Source organism: Vogesella perlucida (assembly GCF_979366545.1).
The window spans coordinates 97247-112282 of record NZ_CEETRO010000004.1 but is presented as its reverse complement, the minus strand read 5'-3'; the positions used below and the strand labels follow the sequence as shown (position 1 = coordinate 112282).

The 15036-nt window shown below is 64.6% G+C and carries 17 protein-coding genes; 3 read left to right on the top strand and 14 right to left on the bottom strand.

Features of this window, described 5'->3' with window-relative positions; all coding sequences use genetic code 11:
* Positions 1 to 242 precede the first annotated feature (242 nt).
* Positions 243 to 1424: a PAS domain-containing protein gene (locus ACZ9XP_RS07200; protein WP_465188214.1), complete on the top strand. Its 1182-nt coding sequence runs from the start codon at positions 243 to 245 to the stop codon at positions 1422 to 1424.
* A gap of 372 nt (positions 1425 to 1796) precedes the next feature.
* Here ACZ9XP_RS07200 and ACZ9XP_RS07195 read toward each other — a convergent pair whose 3' ends face one another.
* The 3 genes from ACZ9XP_RS07195 to ACZ9XP_RS07185 form a co-directional block, all read right to left on the bottom strand.
* Positions 1797 to 2324 (bottom strand): response regulator transcription factor, encoded by a 528-nt coding sequence (locus ACZ9XP_RS07195; protein WP_147688626.1) that lies wholly within the window; start codon positions 2322 to 2324, stop codon positions 1797 to 1799.
* Positions 2321 to 3571, bottom strand: coding sequence for an ATP-binding protein (locus ACZ9XP_RS07190; RefSeq protein WP_438698472.1), 1251 nt, complete (start codon positions 3569 to 3571; stop codon positions 2321 to 2323). The genes ACZ9XP_RS07195 and ACZ9XP_RS07190 overlap by 4 nt, the downstream gene beginning before the upstream one ends.
* 189 nt (positions 3572 to 3760) lie before the next feature.
* Positions 3761 to 4750, bottom strand: a complete 990-nt coding sequence (locus tag ACZ9XP_RS07185; RefSeq protein WP_465188213.1) for an isocitrate/isopropylmalate dehydrogenase family protein — start codon at positions 4748 to 4750, stop codon at positions 3761 to 3763.
* Positions 4751 to 4993: 243 nt separating this feature from the next.
* On the opposite strand from ACZ9XP_RS07185, the gene ACZ9XP_RS07180 reads away from it, so the two are divergent.
* Positions 4994 to 5773: a ferredoxin--NADP reductase gene (locus tag ACZ9XP_RS07180; RefSeq protein ID WP_438698474.1), complete on the top strand. Its 780-nt coding sequence runs from the start codon at positions 4994 to 4996 to the stop codon at positions 5771 to 5773.
* A 535-nt stretch (positions 5774 to 6308) separates the two neighbouring features.
* Here ACZ9XP_RS07180 and ACZ9XP_RS07175 read toward each other — a convergent pair.
* On the bottom strand, positions 6309 to 7250 hold the full coding sequence (locus tag ACZ9XP_RS07175; RefSeq protein WP_147688618.1) for a LysR family transcriptional regulator: 942 nt from the start codon (positions 7248 to 7250) through the stop codon (positions 6309 to 6311).
* A gap of 86 nt (positions 7251 to 7336) precedes the next feature.
* Here ACZ9XP_RS07175 and ACZ9XP_RS07170 point away from each other — a divergent pair, with 86 nt between their 5' ends.
* On the top strand, positions 7337 to 8221 hold the full coding sequence (locus ACZ9XP_RS07170; RefSeq protein WP_147688616.1) for a DMT family transporter: 885 nt from the start codon (positions 7337 to 7339) through the stop codon (positions 8219 to 8221).
* Positions 8222 to 8235: 14 nt separating this feature from the next.
* Here the strand turns inward: ACZ9XP_RS07170 and ACZ9XP_RS07165 are convergent, their stop codons facing one another.
* The 10 genes from ACZ9XP_RS07165 to ACZ9XP_RS07120 form a co-directional block, all read right to left on the bottom strand.
* A complete protein-coding gene (locus ACZ9XP_RS07165) occupies positions 8236 to 9165 on the bottom strand; it encodes a CysB family HTH-type transcriptional regulator (protein WP_147688615.1) in 930 nt (309 codons plus the stop codon).
* Positions 9162 to 10238 (bottom strand): sulfate ABC transporter ATP-binding protein, encoded by a 1077-nt coding sequence (locus ACZ9XP_RS07160; RefSeq protein ID WP_147688613.1) that lies wholly within the window; start codon positions 10236 to 10238, stop codon positions 9162 to 9164. Before ACZ9XP_RS07160 ends, ACZ9XP_RS07165 begins: the two co-directional genes overlap by 4 nt.
* A gap of 3 nt (positions 10239 to 10241) precedes the next feature.
* The gene (cysW, locus tag ACZ9XP_RS07155; protein ID WP_438698051.1) at positions 10242 to 11132 is read right to left on the bottom strand and encodes a sulfate ABC transporter permease subunit CysW; all 891 of its coding nucleotides are present in this window, start codon (positions 11130 to 11132) and stop codon (positions 10242 to 10244) included.
* Positions 11132 to 11971, bottom strand: coding sequence for a sulfate ABC transporter permease subunit CysT (cysT, locus tag ACZ9XP_RS07150; RefSeq protein ID WP_147688609.1), 840 nt, complete (start codon positions 11969 to 11971; stop codon positions 11132 to 11134). Before cysT ends, cysW begins: the two co-directional genes overlap by 1 nt.
* A gap of 172 nt (positions 11972 to 12143) precedes the next feature.
* The gene (locus ACZ9XP_RS07145) at positions 12144 to 12635 is read right to left on the bottom strand and encodes a hypothetical protein (RefSeq protein ID WP_465188212.1); all 492 of its coding nucleotides are present in this window, start codon (positions 12633 to 12635) and stop codon (positions 12144 to 12146) included.
* Positions 12635 to 13636, bottom strand: a complete 1002-nt coding sequence (locus ACZ9XP_RS07140) for a sulfate ABC transporter substrate-binding protein (RefSeq protein ID WP_465188211.1) — start codon at positions 13634 to 13636, stop codon at positions 12635 to 12637. Before ACZ9XP_RS07140 ends, ACZ9XP_RS07145 begins: the two co-directional genes overlap by 1 nt.
* A 120-nt stretch (positions 13637 to 13756) precedes the next feature.
* Positions 13757 to 14227 (bottom strand): hypothetical protein, encoded by a 471-nt coding sequence (locus ACZ9XP_RS07135; protein ID WP_465188210.1) that lies wholly within the window; start codon positions 14225 to 14227, stop codon positions 13757 to 13759.
* 31 nt (positions 14228 to 14258) lie between these two features.
* Positions 14259 to 14540, bottom strand: coding sequence for a cyd operon YbgE family protein (locus ACZ9XP_RS07130; RefSeq protein WP_465188209.1), 282 nt, complete (start codon positions 14538 to 14540; stop codon positions 14259 to 14261).
* Complete coding sequence (gene cydX, locus ACZ9XP_RS07125) at positions 14533 to 14658, bottom strand: cytochrome bd-I oxidase subunit CydX (RefSeq protein ID WP_147688601.1); 126 nt, start codon at positions 14656 to 14658, stop codon at positions 14533 to 14535. Before cydX ends, ACZ9XP_RS07130 begins: the two co-directional genes overlap by 8 nt.
* Before the next feature lie 24 nt (positions 14659 to 14682).
* Positions 14683 to 15033, bottom strand: coding sequence for a NifB/NifX family molybdenum-iron cluster-binding protein (locus tag ACZ9XP_RS07120; RefSeq protein ID WP_465188208.1), 351 nt, complete (start codon positions 15031 to 15033; stop codon positions 14683 to 14685).
* Positions 15034 to 15036 lie beyond the last annotated feature (3 nt).

Here is a 15036-nt window from a genome sequence, read left to right as displayed (position 1 = left end):
CAGTAGCCAGGTGGACACTATCGGCCGTGCCTATTCACGGACTTGGCGCGCCAACACCGCGATACGCCAACGGAGGCCCGCCGCAGCCATGCGCAGCCTTTGAACAAGCGCCAGGCACAACGTGCTACAGACTAACGGCATGGCAGCAATACAACACCTTCGACACTCGTATTTGAAAAGCATTGTCTTGTCAGGACAAATGGCTATTCTGAATACTGGTTATTTCGATAGAAGGTGGCGCAATGTCCTGCCTACCCGATCCATCAGGGCTGGTAAACACCCTGCTCAATAGCGTGCCGATAGGCATTGCGGTGCTGGACGCCGATTTTCGTTATCTGCATATCAACCAACGGTTGGCCAGCTCTAATGGCCAGCCGCCGGAAGCCCATATCGGCCGCCGCCCGCGTGACGTGATACCCGATGCCGGGCCGGCACTGGAATCCATCATGCAGGCAGTACAGAGCAGCGGCGAGGCACGCACGCGCTTTGCCGCCAGCGCCGAAATCCCGCCCGGCTCCGGTCAGCTGCGCCACTGGGAAGCCAGCTATCACCCGCTGCCCATGCCGGATGGCCAGCCGTGCGGGATTCTGGCCATGGTGGAAGATGTCACCGCCCGCTACGAAGCCGAGCGCATACAGCGCGAAAACGAAGGTCATCTGCGCCGCGTGCTGGACAACCTGTTTACCTTTGTGGGTGTACTGACGCCGGACGGCACCCTGCAAAGCGCCAATCGCGCCCCGCTGGAAGCCGCTGGCATACGCATAGAAGACGTACGCGGGCTGAAGTTCTGGGACTGCCCCTGGTGGAACTATTCGCCGCAGATACAGGCACAGATACAGCACGCAGTACTGCGCGCTGCCTGCGGCGAAGTATCCCGCTTTGACGTGGTGGTACGCATGGCAAATGATGTGCTGACCCCCATCGACTTCATGCTGGCCCCGCTGCGCGACGAATACGGCCGCATTACCCACCTCATTCCATCCGCCATTGATATCAGCGCACGCACGCGCAGCGAAGACGCACTACGCCAGAACGAAGCCCTGCTGCGCCAAGTGGTAGAGGCGATTCCGGACGGGCTGATGATGGTAGACGAGGCCGGGCTGATCAAGCTGGTGAACAGCCGCATGGAAAGCCTGTTCGGTTACCCGCGCGCCACCCTGCTGGGCCAGCACTTCAGCTACCTGCTGTCGGAGACACAGCGCGAGCAGCACCATGACAAGATGAAGCACTACCTGCAAGCCCCGGTGAGCCGGCATATGGCGGATAGCCAGGTACTGCAAGCCAGGCGGCGTGATGGCAGCCTGTTTCCCTGCAGGATCGGCCTGTCGCCGCTGCTGGTGGGTAACAAGCCGCATGTGCTGGCGTCCATTAGCGAGCTTGACCAGGCTGACAGCAACAAGACACACAAGCCCGACCCTGCCTGAGATAGGGCATGGCTACTAAAAAAGGGGGGCAAAAACGGCAGGCAAAAAAAATCCCCTGAGGGTCCTCCACAGGGGCCAACACGAGGAAGAAACATCTCGCCGGCGAGGGGCCGACACGATGCTTCGAGGGGCTAACACCACAAAAACCTTTCGGCTTGAGTGCAGTGCACAATTTAACGCAATTGCTCTAGATTGTCCATGGCTTTATTGGGGTATTAGCAATAAGTTCACTTATTGAATGATCGCCAAGCAACAGAAAAGCCCCGCCGCGTCACCACACGCTGCCTGCCATAACGCCCTCCACCGATGCATGCCCCGGCAAATCATCAAGCTCGCGGCCGGCTTTGTCTTAGCGCACAGCACTCGCAGGGGTTAGTTCTTCACCGGCCGTTTGGCCAGCATGCGCTGCAGGGTACGACGGTGCATGTTCAAAGCGCGGGCGGTGGCCGACACATTGCCGTCGTGCTCGGCCAACACACGCTGCAGGTGCTCCCAGCTCACGCGTTTGAGCGACATGGGCTGCGCGGTCACATCCTGCGCAGGGTTGGCCGCCACCTGGCCCAGCGCATTCAGGATGTCATCCACCCCGGCCGGCTTGGCCAGATAGTTCACCGCGCCCAGTTTCACCGCCTCTACCGCCGTGGCAATGCTGGCGTAGCCGGTGAGCACCAGCACGCGCGCTTGCGGTGCTTTTTCCAGCAGCTGCGGCAGCAGGCGCAGGCCGCTTTCTCCGGCCAGGTTCAGGTCCAGAATCACCTGTGGCGGTGGCGCCGCCATGACCTCGGCCAGCGCGGCGTCAGGGTTGGCCGCATGGCGCACGCTGTAGCCGCGCCGGGTGAGGCTGCGCGCCAGTACTCCGGCAAAAGCGGTGTCGTCATCAATAATCAGCAAGTCGTTCATGGTGTATCCAGTGGCAGGCGCAGGGTGGCGCGCACACCGCCCTGCGGGTCGTTATCCAGATTCAGTTCGCCGCCCAGGTGCGACAGCGTCACGTGCGACAGCATCACCCCCAGACCCAGGCCGGCGGGCTTGTTGCTGTCCAGCGGGGCCAGGCCGGCACGCGCCAGCTGCGCGTCGCTCAGGCTGCCACGGCGGTTGTGGATGTGCAGCGTGAGCCAGCCTGCGCTGCTGGCCACGGTCAGCTCCACCTCGCCGCCGCCGGCTTCGGCAGCGTTATTGAGCAGGTTGAAAAACGCCGGCCAGAAGCGCGGGTCGAACGCCACCAGCGGGCCACCCTGTAGCAGGCCATGACGCAGCAGTTTTACGTCCGGGCGGCTGGAGTACCAGCCCTGCAGGCGCTCGTCCAAAGCCTCGCACAGCGGCTGCGGGGCCGGTCGGCTTTCGGCACCGGCTTTCAGCCTGGCCAGCGCGTTACGGCATACCGCCAGCTGGCTGTGCATCAGCTGCAGGTCGTCGATCAGCGCGGGCGGCGTGGTGTAGCTGGCCAGCATGTCGTCGCACAGCAGGGTCAGCGTATTGAGCGGTGTGGACAGCGTATGCGCGGCACCGGCAGCCTGCACCCCCAGCGCCACCAGCTGCTCGTCGCGCAGCTGTGCCTCGCGTGCCACCGCCAGCGCCGCTTCGCGCTGCGACAGCTGCCAGGCCAGATAGGAGACAAAGCCGGTTAGCAGCGTGACGGACACGGCAAAGGTGATCCACATGCCCACCAAGTGCAGCTGGAAAGCATACGCGGCATCGCTACCGGCCAGCGGCCACGGCAAATGCCAGACAAACAGCAGGCCGTACGCCATCAGGCTGATGATGGCCAGCGCCCACGCCCGCGCGGGGGGCAATAACAAGGCACCAAACAAGACCGGCGGCAGGTAAAGCGAGGCCAAAGGGTTGGCCGCACCGCCGGTAAAGGCCAGCATTTCGGTGAGCACCACCATATCGGCCAGCAAGCCCAGGCTGATCAGGCTGCGGACCTGCCAGCCCTGCGCCGCCAGCCATGGCGTCGCCAAGTTCAGCAGCGCCAGCGTCAGCCAGGCTTGGCCCAGCAATAGCAGAGGCAGCACCAGGCCGGCCAGCTGGCCCAGTACGATCAGCAGCAACGCCGCCAGCAGCATGGCCCAGCGCAGCTGCAGCAGGCGCTGGTGAACCAGGTCGAGGTTGGCCGCAAACAGGGCCGGAAACACAGTAGGCATCATGGCGGCACTTTACCATCCGGCATGCCGGCCGGCGCAGGGCTGCGGCATTTTGTCGCGCCCCAAAAAGAAAGCCGCCCTCTTGGAGCAGGGCGGCATCAAGTGTTCTATTCGCAAGCAGGGGCGCCCCCCTGCCAGACACAATGTAGCGCACGGCAAGCGGTGGCGGAATGCGACACCTTGTCGCAGGGGCTAGAGCGCGGCGATCACCGCATCGCAGAAAGCCGCCGTGCCGGTGCTGCCGCCCAGGTCTGGCGTGCGTGTGCCGCTGGCCAGTACGCGCTGCACGGCTTGCTCCAGCTGCGTGGCAGCGGCAGGCAGCTGCCAGTGGTGGCGCAGCAGCAGGGCCAGCGACAGCAGGCTGGCGACCGGGTTGGCCACGCCCTGCCCGGCAATATCCGGCGCGCTGCCGTGTACCGGCTCGGCAATGGCCACGCCCTGCCCCAGGTTGAGCGACGCTGCCACGCCCAGCCCCCCGGCAAACGCGGCGGCCAAGTCCGACAAAATATCGCCGTACAGATTGGGTGCCAGCAACACGTCAAATGCCTGCGGTGCCTGCGCCAGCTTCAGGGCCGCGGTATCCACCAGCAGCTCGTCCATCGCCAGTTGCGGGTAGCGTGCCGCCACCTCGCGCGCGCAATCGCGAAACAGGCCATCGGTCAGCGGCAGGATATTGGCTTTGTGCACAATGGTGATGCGCTGGCGCCCGCTGGCCGCTGCCAGCGCAAAAGCGGTGTCGGCCACGCGCAGCGAGGCAGCGCGGGTAATGCGCTTGATGGCGGTAGCGGTGTGGCCATCGCTGTGCTCTTCCCCTACGTACAGGTCTTCGGTGTTCTCGCGCACGATCAGCATATCCAGCCCCGGCAAGCCACAGCCGGGCAGGCTCAGGGTTGGCCGCAGGTTGGCGTGGCAGCCCAGCAGACGGCGCAGCTGCACAATGGGCGAGCGGTAGCCCGCCACCGCCCGCGCCGGCGAGCTTACCGCGCCAAACAGCACCGCGCCGCAATCACGCGCAGCGGCCAATGTGGCATCCGGCAGCGCCGTGCCTTGTTGCTGAAAGGTGGCCCAGCCGGCGTCGGCTGTCACCGTTTGCAGCGCCGGCAGCATGTTCTGCAGCACGCGCACCGCCTGCGGCACCACCTCTTGGCCGATACCGTCACCCGCGATGACACACAGTTTCATCGTGCTTTCTCCCTGTTGTTGTTGCAGGGCAACATAGCGCGCAGCGTGTAGGCTGGCAACTACAAGCTGTCGGACACCCTGACAGCCCGATGAAACCTGCTTATCGAGAACTCATGTCATTATATAAATTGATTAATATCAAAAAATGCAATAAAGACAGAACCTTTCCGTCCAAGCAGTTATTTGCCAGCTGCGGTAGAATACCCGCTTGATGATTTTTGCCTGTATTCAAAGACAATCCACATGGCTACTCTTTCGACCGAAACCGTCCTGTCCGTCCATCACTGGAACGACACCCTGTTCAGCTTCACCTGCACCCGCGACCCGGGTCTGCGCTTCATCAACGGCCAGTTCGTGATGATCGGTCTGGAAGTGAACGGCAAACCCCTGATCCGCGCCTACTCCGTGGCCAGCGCCAACTGGGAAGAGCACCTGGAGTTCTACTCCATCAAAGTGCAAAACGGCCCGCTGACCTCGCGCCTGCAGCACCTGCAGCCGGGTGACAAGGTGGTGATCTCCGGCAAACCTACCGGCACCCTGGTACAGGACAACCTGCTGCCGAACGCCAAGCACCTGTTCCTGCTGGCGACCGGCACCGGCCTGGCGCCGTTCATGTCCATCATCAAGGACCCGGAAGTCTACGACCTGTACGACAAGATCTTCCTGATCCATGGCGTGCGCTGGGTCAGCGAGCTGGGCTACCACGACTACATCACCAAAGAGCTGACCGAGCACGAGTTCCTGGGCGAGATGATCAGCGAGAAGCTGGTGTACTACCCAACCGTGACCCGCGAGCCGTTCCGCAACCAGGGCCGCCTGACCGACCTGATCAAGAGCGGCGAGCTGGCCAAACAGCTGGGCATCCCGCAGCTGAACCCGGAAACCGACCGCGCCCTGCTGTGCGGCAGCCCGGCCATGCTGGAAGACACCTGCCACATTCTGGAAGACCTGGGTTTCAAGGAATCGCCACGCATGGGCGAGCCTGGCCACTTCGCGATCGAGCGCGCCTTCGTCGAGAAGTAAGCGCCGGCCGGCGGCCAACCCTGCACACCCCGCCACGGCGGTAATGCCAGTCAGTTAACGCTGACTGGCGTTTTTTGTTTAGGGGTTTGTTGCGTTGAAATGCGCTAGTGTGTCCGCTATGCAGACAATAATTAGATGCCGGTTCCGCCCGTGACCGAGCGAGGCAAGCGCAGCGTCGCGAGGGAATAAGACGGGAAAGGGGGCGGGTTGCCGCCCCCTTTTCATTCCCCCGCAACCCGGGGCTGCTCGAAACCCCGGTCAAAACGGCACGCCCCAGGCGCCGCCGAACTCGCATCGCTGAGCAAATCAGAGATTTGCACGCAGATCGCTAACGGCTCGGAGCTCAAACAAATCGGCGTCTTGCGCGTGCGAATCTTCGATTCGCTCAGCACAACCCTGGGGCGCACCATTTTGCCCGGCTCGCGCCAACGGGATGGGGCACTTCACTCACGTCCCGCTACTTGAAAAGCAAGCACATTCGCTTAACTGAATGGCATTACGCCACGGCGGGGTGTTTTGCTTTGTGCTGCCGCGGTCAGCCCGCCGGCACGCTGGCAGCGCCGTAGCCCTGCTGCGTGGCGACCCCAAGCAGGAAATCCACCACCGCCCGCACCCGTGCCGCGCGGTAGCGGTCGGCGTGGTAGACCAGCCAGCTGGTGCCCTGATAGCGCCCCAGCAGCTGCCAGGCCGGCAGCACCGCCACCAGCGTGCCGGCGGCCAGCGCCTGGCGGGCGGTAAAGTCCGGCAGGCTGGCGATACCCATGCCCCACTCCGCCGCCTCGCGCCGCATCTCGCTATGGTTGCTGGCGTAGCGGCCACGTACGTTTACCACCACGCGTTCGTTGTCGCGCACCGCGCACCACTCGTCGTCGCCAGCTTGCTCGGCTAGGTGCAGGCAGCTGTGGCGTACCAGCTCGGACGGGTGCTGCGGCGTGCCGTGCTCGGCCAGATAGGCCGGTGCCGCGTACAGCTTGGTGCGTACCACCATGAACGGCCGCGCCACGTAGCCAGCCGGTGGGTCGCCCAGGCGCAGCGCGATATCCACCCCGTCGGCAATCAGGTCGGCCGGCTGGTCGCTGACCTGCAACTCCAGCGTCAGCTGTGGATAAGTTTGCAAAAGCGCTGGTAGCTGTGGATGAATAATCTGCCGCAGCGCCGCCTTGGGTGCGGCCAACCTGACCCGCCCGGCCACGGTGCTGGCGTGGCGCGCGGCGCCATCACAGGCCGCCCGTGCCGCGTCGAGCATGCTGCGGGCGTGGCGTACCACCTCTTGCCCGCCGCTGGTCAGGCGCAAACGGCGCGTGCTGCGCTCCAGCAGCGTCAGCCCCAGCGCGGCCTCCAGCCGCGCCATCTGGCGGCTCACCGCTGATGGCGTACTCCCCTGCAGCCGCGCGGCCGCGCTGAATGACCCGGCCTCGACCACATCTACCAGCACCGCCAGGTCTGGCAGCAGCGGCAGCAGTTCATTTGTTCTCATGGCGCACAAATCCTTTGCCTGAACGGCCCATTATCAGCCTGTACGAACAGTTTCATACTGGGCCACACACAAGACAAGGAGAAATCATGCCCACCCGCCGCCCACTGCCGCCCGAGGGGCTGTTGCTGCTCACCGCCGTGATCTGGGGCAGCAGCTATAGCATGGTGAAAACCGCACTGGCCTACTACCCGGTGGCCGGCGTCATCGCCATCCGCTTTTTGCTGACCGCCGCCCTGCTGCTGCCCTACTGGCTGCGGCTGCCTGCGGTGCAGCGTGCCGCCACGGTGCGGGTGGCGCTGCCCACCAGCGTAGGCCTGCTGGCGATCTTTCTGGCCGAAACCGCCGGTGTGGCGCACACCAGTGCCGGCAAAGCGGCGTTTCTGGTGAGCCTGTGTCTGCTGCTGACGCCACCAGTGGAATGGCTATGGCTGGGCAAACGCCCGGCAGCCAAGCTGTGGCTGGCCGCCATCGTGTCACTGCTGGGTACCTGGCTGCTCACCGGCATGGCAGGCGGCGGGCTGAACGACGGCGACGCGCTGATGCTGTTGGCCGCACTGATCCGCGCCTTCCAGAGCTGCCTGGCCACGCGGCTGACGGCGGGCAAGAGCATCGACATGCTGGGGCTGACGGCGGTGCAAGGCTTGCTGGTGGGCGCTGCCGCGCTGGTGCTGGGCGTGCTGCAGCCAGGCGGGCTGCCCGGGCTGCCGCTACAGGCCGGCTTCTGGCTGCCGATGCTGTTTCTCACGCTGTGCTGCACGCTGTTTGCGTTCTGGGCGATGAACCACGCGCTGGCGGCCACCAGCCCCAGCAAGGTGGCCCTGCTGCTGGGTAGCGAGCCACTGTGGGGGGCGCTGTTTGCGGTGAGCTGGCTGGGCGAGCCACTGGCCGCCAGCGGCTGGCTGGGCGGGCTGATGATCGCCGGTGCGGCGCTATGGCTGGCGTGGCCGGCCAGGCAGCAGGCCGCCAGCTGAACAGTTGCGCAGGCTCAGTCCTGCACTGCCGGCAGCAGTGCCTGGCGTACGGTGTCTTCGTCCAGCGCGGCCGAGCACAGCTCGATGAAGCGGTAGGCGTAGCTGCGCAGGTAGTGGCCGCGGCGGATGGCGACGCGGGTGGTCTGGTGGCCGAACAGCGGCGTGCCTTCTACCACGCGGACCTGGCTGTCGCGCTGCGCGTCTACCGCCATGGAGGCGATGATGCCTACGCCCAGCTCCAGCTCCACGTAGGTCTTGATCACGTCGGCGTCCAGCGCGGCCATGACGATGTCCGGCGCCAGGCCGGCGTCGGCAAAGGCGCGGTCGATCTGCGCGCGGCCGGTAAAGCCCTGGTGGTAGGTGACGATGGGGTACTCGGCCAGGGTGTCCAGCGAGAGCGGCTGGCTGTGCAGCGGGTGCGCGGGCGGGGCGATGACGGCGTGGTGCCAGCTGTAGTAGGGGAAGGACACCAGTTCCGGCACTTCGGCCACGGCTTCGGTGGCGATGCCGATGTCGGCGTCGCCGGCCAGCAGCAGGCGTACCAGCTCGTCCGGGCTGGCCTGGTGCAGCACCAGGTGTACGCGCGGGAAGGCTTGCTTGAAGGCGGTGACGACTTTGGGCAGGGCGTAGCGGGCCTGGGTGTGGGTGGTGGCGATGGTGAGCTGGCCTTCGTCGCGCTGGCTGAATTGTTCGGCCAGGCGCTTGATGTTGCCGGCGTCCAGCAGCATGCGTTCGACGATGACGAGCAGCTCTTTGCCGGGGTCGGTCAGGCCCAGGAAGCGTTTGCCTTTGCGGATGAACAGCTCGACGGCCAGTTCGTCTTCCAGGTCTTTGATGTGTTTGGATACGCCGGATTGCGAGGTGAACAGCGCGTTGGCGACTTCGGTCAGGTTGAAGTTTTGCCGGACGGTTTCACGAATGATGCGAAGTTGCTGGAAGTTCATGCGGCACCTGCGGTGTCGGGTTGGGCAAACACGCGGACCTGGCGTGGTTGCAGGCGCACGGTCTGGCCTGCGGCCAACTGTGCCACAAGCGGGTTGGCTGCGTGTAGCTCTACGTCAAAGTGCTGGCCGGCTACGTCGGCCTGGCCTTCCAGCTCCACGCGGGTGAGCGCGCCCAGCGTCAGCACGCGGCTGATGCGGGCCGGGATGCCGCTGGCGTCCGCCTGCAGGATGATGTCCAGCTCGTGCGGGCGCACGAAGGCCACGACGTTGCCGTGCTCGGGCTGCGCGTCGCCGGTGAGGGTGCTGGCGCCTACGGCGATGCCGCCGGCGCTGCTGCTGCCTTCAAAGCGGTTGGCCGCACCCAGAAAGCCGTAGACAAACGGCGTGGCGGGCTGGCGGTAGACGTCGGCCGGGCTGCCGATCTGTTCGACGCGGCCGTGGTTCATCAGCACCACGCGGTCGGCCACTTCCAGTGCTTCTTCCTGGTCGTGGGTGACAAAGATGGAGGTGATGTGCAGCTCGTCGTGCAGGCGGCGCAGCCAGCGGCGCAGCTCTTTGCGCACTTTGGCGTCCAGCGCGCCGAACGGCTCGTCCAGCAGCAGCACGCGCGGCTCGACTGCCAGGGCGCGGGCCAGGGCAATGCGCTGGCGCTGGCCGCCGGACAGCTGCGCGGGAAAGCGGTCGGCCAGCCAGTCCAGCTGCACCAGGTTCAACAGCTCGTGCACTTTGCGCTTGATCTCGGCTTCGGACGGGCGTTGGCCGCGCGGTTTCATGCGCAGGCCGAAGGCGACGTTGTCGAACACGGTCATGTGGCGGAACAGCGCGTAGTGCTGGAACACAAAGCCTACCTGGCGCTCGCGCACGTGGGTGTCGGAGGCGTCTTCGCCGTCCAGCAGCACGCGGCCGCTGTCGGCTTGCTCCAGCCCGGCGATCACGCGCAGCAGCGTGGTCTTGCCGCAGCCGGACGGGCCCAGCAGGGCCACCAGCTCGCCGGCGGGGAAGTCCAGCGTCAGATTGTCCAGCGCGATGAAGCTGCCAAACGCTTTTTGAATGTTCTGTACCTGAATGCTCATGCTCTATTCCTCCACGCCCACGGTTTGGCTGGCGCGCCATTCCACCCAGCTTTTTACCGCCAGCGTTACCAGTGCCAGCAATGCCAGCAGGGAAGCCACGGCAAAGGCCGCAGCAAAGTTGTACTCGTTGTAAAGAATCTCGACGTGCAGCGGCAGGGTGTTGGTTTCGCCGCGGATATGGCCGGATACCACCGACACCGCGCCAAACTCGCCCATGGCGCGCGCGTTGCTCAGGATCACGCCGTACAGCAGCGCCCAGCGCACATTAGGCAGGGTCACGTACCAGAACACCTGCCAGCCGCGCGCGCCCAGCACCACGGCGGCTTCTTCTTCCTCGCGCCCTTGCGCCTGCAGCAGCGGGATCAGCTCGCGTGCCACAAACGGCACGGTGACAAAGATGGTGGCCAGCACGATGCCGGGCACGGCAAAGATCACCTTGATGTCGTGCTCGGCCAGCCACGGGCCAAACCAGCCGTGGCTGCTGAATACCAGCACGTAAATCAGGCCGGCGACCACTGGCGACACCGAGAACGGCAGGTCGATCAGCGTAATCAGCAGCTGCTTGCCGCGAAAGTCAAAGCGGGTAATGGCCCAGGCGGCGGCCACGCCGAACACCAGGTTCAGCGGTACCGAGATGGCCGCGGCCAACAGCGTGAGCTTTACCGCCGACAGCGCATCCGGCTCCACCAGCGCGGTGAGGTAAGTCTCCCAGCCCTTGGCCAGCGCCTCGACAAACACCACCACCAGCGGCAGCAGCAAAAAGACGGCAAAGAAGCTCAGCGCCACGGTGAGAATGGCCGCCTTCACCCACGGCGCCTCGCGCGTGGCCTGGCGGCTTTCCAGCAGCCCCGCCTTGTCGTGCTGTACAGACAGCGAAGAAACAGCCCCGGCCATCACGCACTCCTTCCGTTACGGCGTGCCTGCCACGCCTGCAAACCGTTAATCGCCAGCAGCAACAGGAACGACGCCACCAGCATCACACTGGCAATAGCGGTCGCACCGGCGTAGTCGTACTGCTCCAGCTTGCTGATGATCATCAGCGGGGTGATCTCCGACACCATCGGGATATTGCCCGCGATAAAGATCACCGAGCCGTACTCGCCCACCGCGCGGGCAAACGCCAGCGCAAAGCCGGTCATCAGCGCCGGCTGCAGCACCGGCAGAATCACGTGGCGGAAGGTTTGCCAGCGGTGCGCGCCCAGGCTGGTGGCGGCTTCCTCCAGCTCCGTTTCCATGTCCTCCAGCACCGGCTGCACCGTGCGCACCACAAACGGCAGGCCGATGAACACCAGTGCCACCAGCACCCCCAGCGGGCCAAACGCCACCTTGATGCCCAGCGGCTCCAGGTACTGGCCCAGCCAGCCGTTACCGGCGTACAGCGCGGTCAGCGCAATACCGGCCACCGCGGTAGGCAGCGCAAACGGCAAGTCCACCAGCGCATCCACCAGCTTCTTGCCGGGGAAGCGGTAGCGCACCAGCGCCCACGCCAGCAACAGGCCAAACACGGTATTAATGGCCGCGGCCAACAGCGCCATGCCAAAGCTCAGGCGGTACGACGCCAGCACGCGCGGCGCGGTGACGGCGTCCCAGAACGCCTCCAGCGGCATGCTGCTGGCGCGAATGAACACGGCTGACAGCGGAATCAGCACGATCAGCGACAGATAAGACAGCGTATAACCCAGCGACAAACCGAAGCCGGGCAGTACGCGTGGCAGCGTAGCGGCACGGCTCATGCGGCGTCTCCTTGCGTAGGGTGGTTCATGAGGCATCCTGTGGGCGATATAACTGCCCACAGGATATTGACCGCGCTGTTATTCCAGAAATAAGGATTTCTTCGTTGCTTATTCAATAACCAGAAAAGGTGATGAGGTGCTGTTGATATAAGCAAAAGTATGGAAAGCAGCCTTAGCACTCGCCGGCCAGCGGCTGCGCCGCCAGCACGGCCAGGGCGGCCAACAAGGGGGACAGCTCGGCCAGCACATCGTGGCCTTGCAGCAGATGCAGACGCGCCTGCCACGCTGCTGCCAGCGAGGCGGCTTGTGTGAGGCGGGGGTAACGGGCGTCGGGACGGTGGCAAACCACCAGGGCAGGAAACGCCAAGGCGCGCTCGTAGCGGGCATCGCCATCGGGTGAAAGCAGCAAGGCGGCGCGGCAACGTGCATCATCGCGCACCGCTTGCAGGGCGGGCAGGCAATAGCTGCCGTGCGCCAGCAAGATAAAAGGGGGTGTACTACCGGGAGGCAGGTGCAGCGGCAGCGATGGCGCAGGCGTCTCCTGCCCTGCTGCTGCCAGGGTACCATCCAGCAAAACACCCTGCCGGCGCGCCAGCGCCAGCAGGGTGTTGCCATCTGGCTGGCGACTATCCGCCAGTACCAGCAGAGGCAAGGATGGGGGCATTAGCGCACCTGGATCTGGTCGAATATGCCGCCATCGTCAAAGTGGGTTTTCTGTGCTTTAGTCCAGCCACCGAATACCTGATCGATGGTGAACAGCTTCACTTTGCTGAACTTGTCGGCGTACTTGGCAGCGACTTTGGCATCACGCGGGCGGTAGTAGTTGGCCGCTGCGATCTCCTGGCCTTCCGGGCTGTACAGGTACTGCAGGTAAGCCTCGGCCACTTTGCGGGTGCCACGCTTGTCTACCACTTTGTCCACCACGCTGACGGGTGGCTCGGCCAGAATCGACAGCGACGGGGTAACAATGTCGAACTTGTCCGGGCCCAGCTCTTTGGTAGCCAGGTAGGCTTCGTTTTCCCATGCCAGCAATACGTCACCAATGCCACGCTGGGTAAAGCTTACCAGCGAGCCGCGGGCGCCGGAGTCCAGCACCTTGACGTTCTGGAATACTTTCTTCACGAAATCCTTGGCCTTGGCGTCGTTACCACCCGGCTGTTTCAGTGCGTAGCCCCAGGCAGCCAGGTAGTTCCAGCGTGCGCCACCGGAGGTTTTCGGGTTCGGGGTGACCACTTCTACGCCCGGTTTGATCAGGTCGTTCCAGTCCTTGATGGCCTTGGGGTTGCCCTTGCGCACCAGGAACACGATGGTGGAGGTGTACGGTGCCGAGTTGTTCGGCAGACGTTTTTGCCAGGTCGGCGGAATCAACTTGGCTTCGGTATTCAGCGCATCCACATCGTAGCCCAGCGCCAGCGTCACCACGTCGGCTTCCAGGCCGTCAATCACGGCACGTGCCTGCTTGCCGGAACCACCATGCGACTGCTTGACGGTAACGGTTTCGCCAGTCTTGGCTTTCCACTGTTTGGCAAAGGCGGCGTTGAAGTCCTGGTACAGCTCGCGGGTCGGGTCGTAGGACACGTTGAGCAGGGTGACATCGGCCAGGGCATGGCCGGCCAGGGCAAACAGCAGCGTGGTAGCAGTAGCAAGGCGAGTAAGGCGCGTCATGGTGTATCCCCATCAATGAGAGTGCGATGGGGGAAATCTAGCCAAGGTGGCGGTCAGCCAGAACCAAGAAAAACTGCTTTGCTTATCAAACATTCTTCGATAAGCAATGCAGCTATCGACCTATCTGGCTGCCAGCAAGGCCGGGAGCGCCGCCATGCTGTCCAGGTAATGCACCGCCGCGATCTGGCCGCCTTGTAACGCCAGCACGGTAAGCTTGCCCGGCTCGCGCGGCAGCATGGCCACGTTGGCCGCATCGCGCGCCAGCCACACCGCAAACGGCAGCTCGCGCATGGCGGGCACGGCAAACAGCCGCGACACCAGCGCCGGCATGCGGCTGATGTCGGCCACGTACACCACACCGTGGCGCTGCGGCGGAGTGAGCTCGGCCAACACGGGGTGCAGCGCGTCGCTGGTGGCGCGATCGTGGCTGAACAGCAGCCAGCGCGTGTCGCTGCCCAGGGTGTGAGGCTTGTCGAACTGGTCGGCCAGCGCCAGCGGCGGCACGGCGTCCCCCACGGCAAGGTTGGCCGCAAAAGCGGCAGGGGTCAGCAACAGGCACAGCGACAACAAGGCAAACAAACGGCGCAGCATGGCAAGGGCTTTCAGATGAGAATATCTCTCATCATAACGCCAAGCCATACAGGCTGGCCATGCGCCATAGCGCGGCCAGCAGTGCCAGCCACATGGCTGGCGCACTGAACAAACCGCGCGGCAGCCAGTGGCGCGGGGCAAACCCCACGCCCCGCACCAGCGCCGACGACATGGCCCACATCAGCAGCATGGCGGCCGGGTGGTCTGCCACCCCGGCCGGGGTGGCCAGCCACTGCGGCTGCAGGCTGACACCCAGCATCAGCCCTACCCCCAGCAGCAAGGCCAGCGGGCGAATACCGGGGGCCTCAGACACCGCCCTGCTCCGGCGGGCCTGGCAGCACGCGGTCTTGCTCGTACTCGCCCCACATTGCGTTCAACACCCCCAGCAGCACAGCAAAGCCGATGCCCAGTACCCAGGCGAAATACCACATGATGTTTCCTTTCGATCCAGCGTTTTAATCCAGTGAATGGCACAGCTGCTTACCCGGCAGCGCAACAGGCTGGCACTGCCCGGCCAGCCAGGCAGCCACCGCCAGCAGCGGGTCGCGCTCCTGCGTTTGCGCCAGCGTGATGCCGGCTGCGGCCAACCTTTGCGCCAGGCCCAGCCCGCCACCTGCGGCCAGCAGAACATCGTAGCCGGCTAGCGGGTGGCCGTGCAGGCTGGCCTGACGCAGCATGGCGCTGGCCGGCTGCAGCAGCTGCTGTGGCTCGGCCAGGCCGCGGCTGTCCACCAGCACAAAGTGGGTGCACTTGCCGGGGTGGGCGCTCACATCGCGCCCGTTCTGGCAACACACGGCTATCTTCATGGT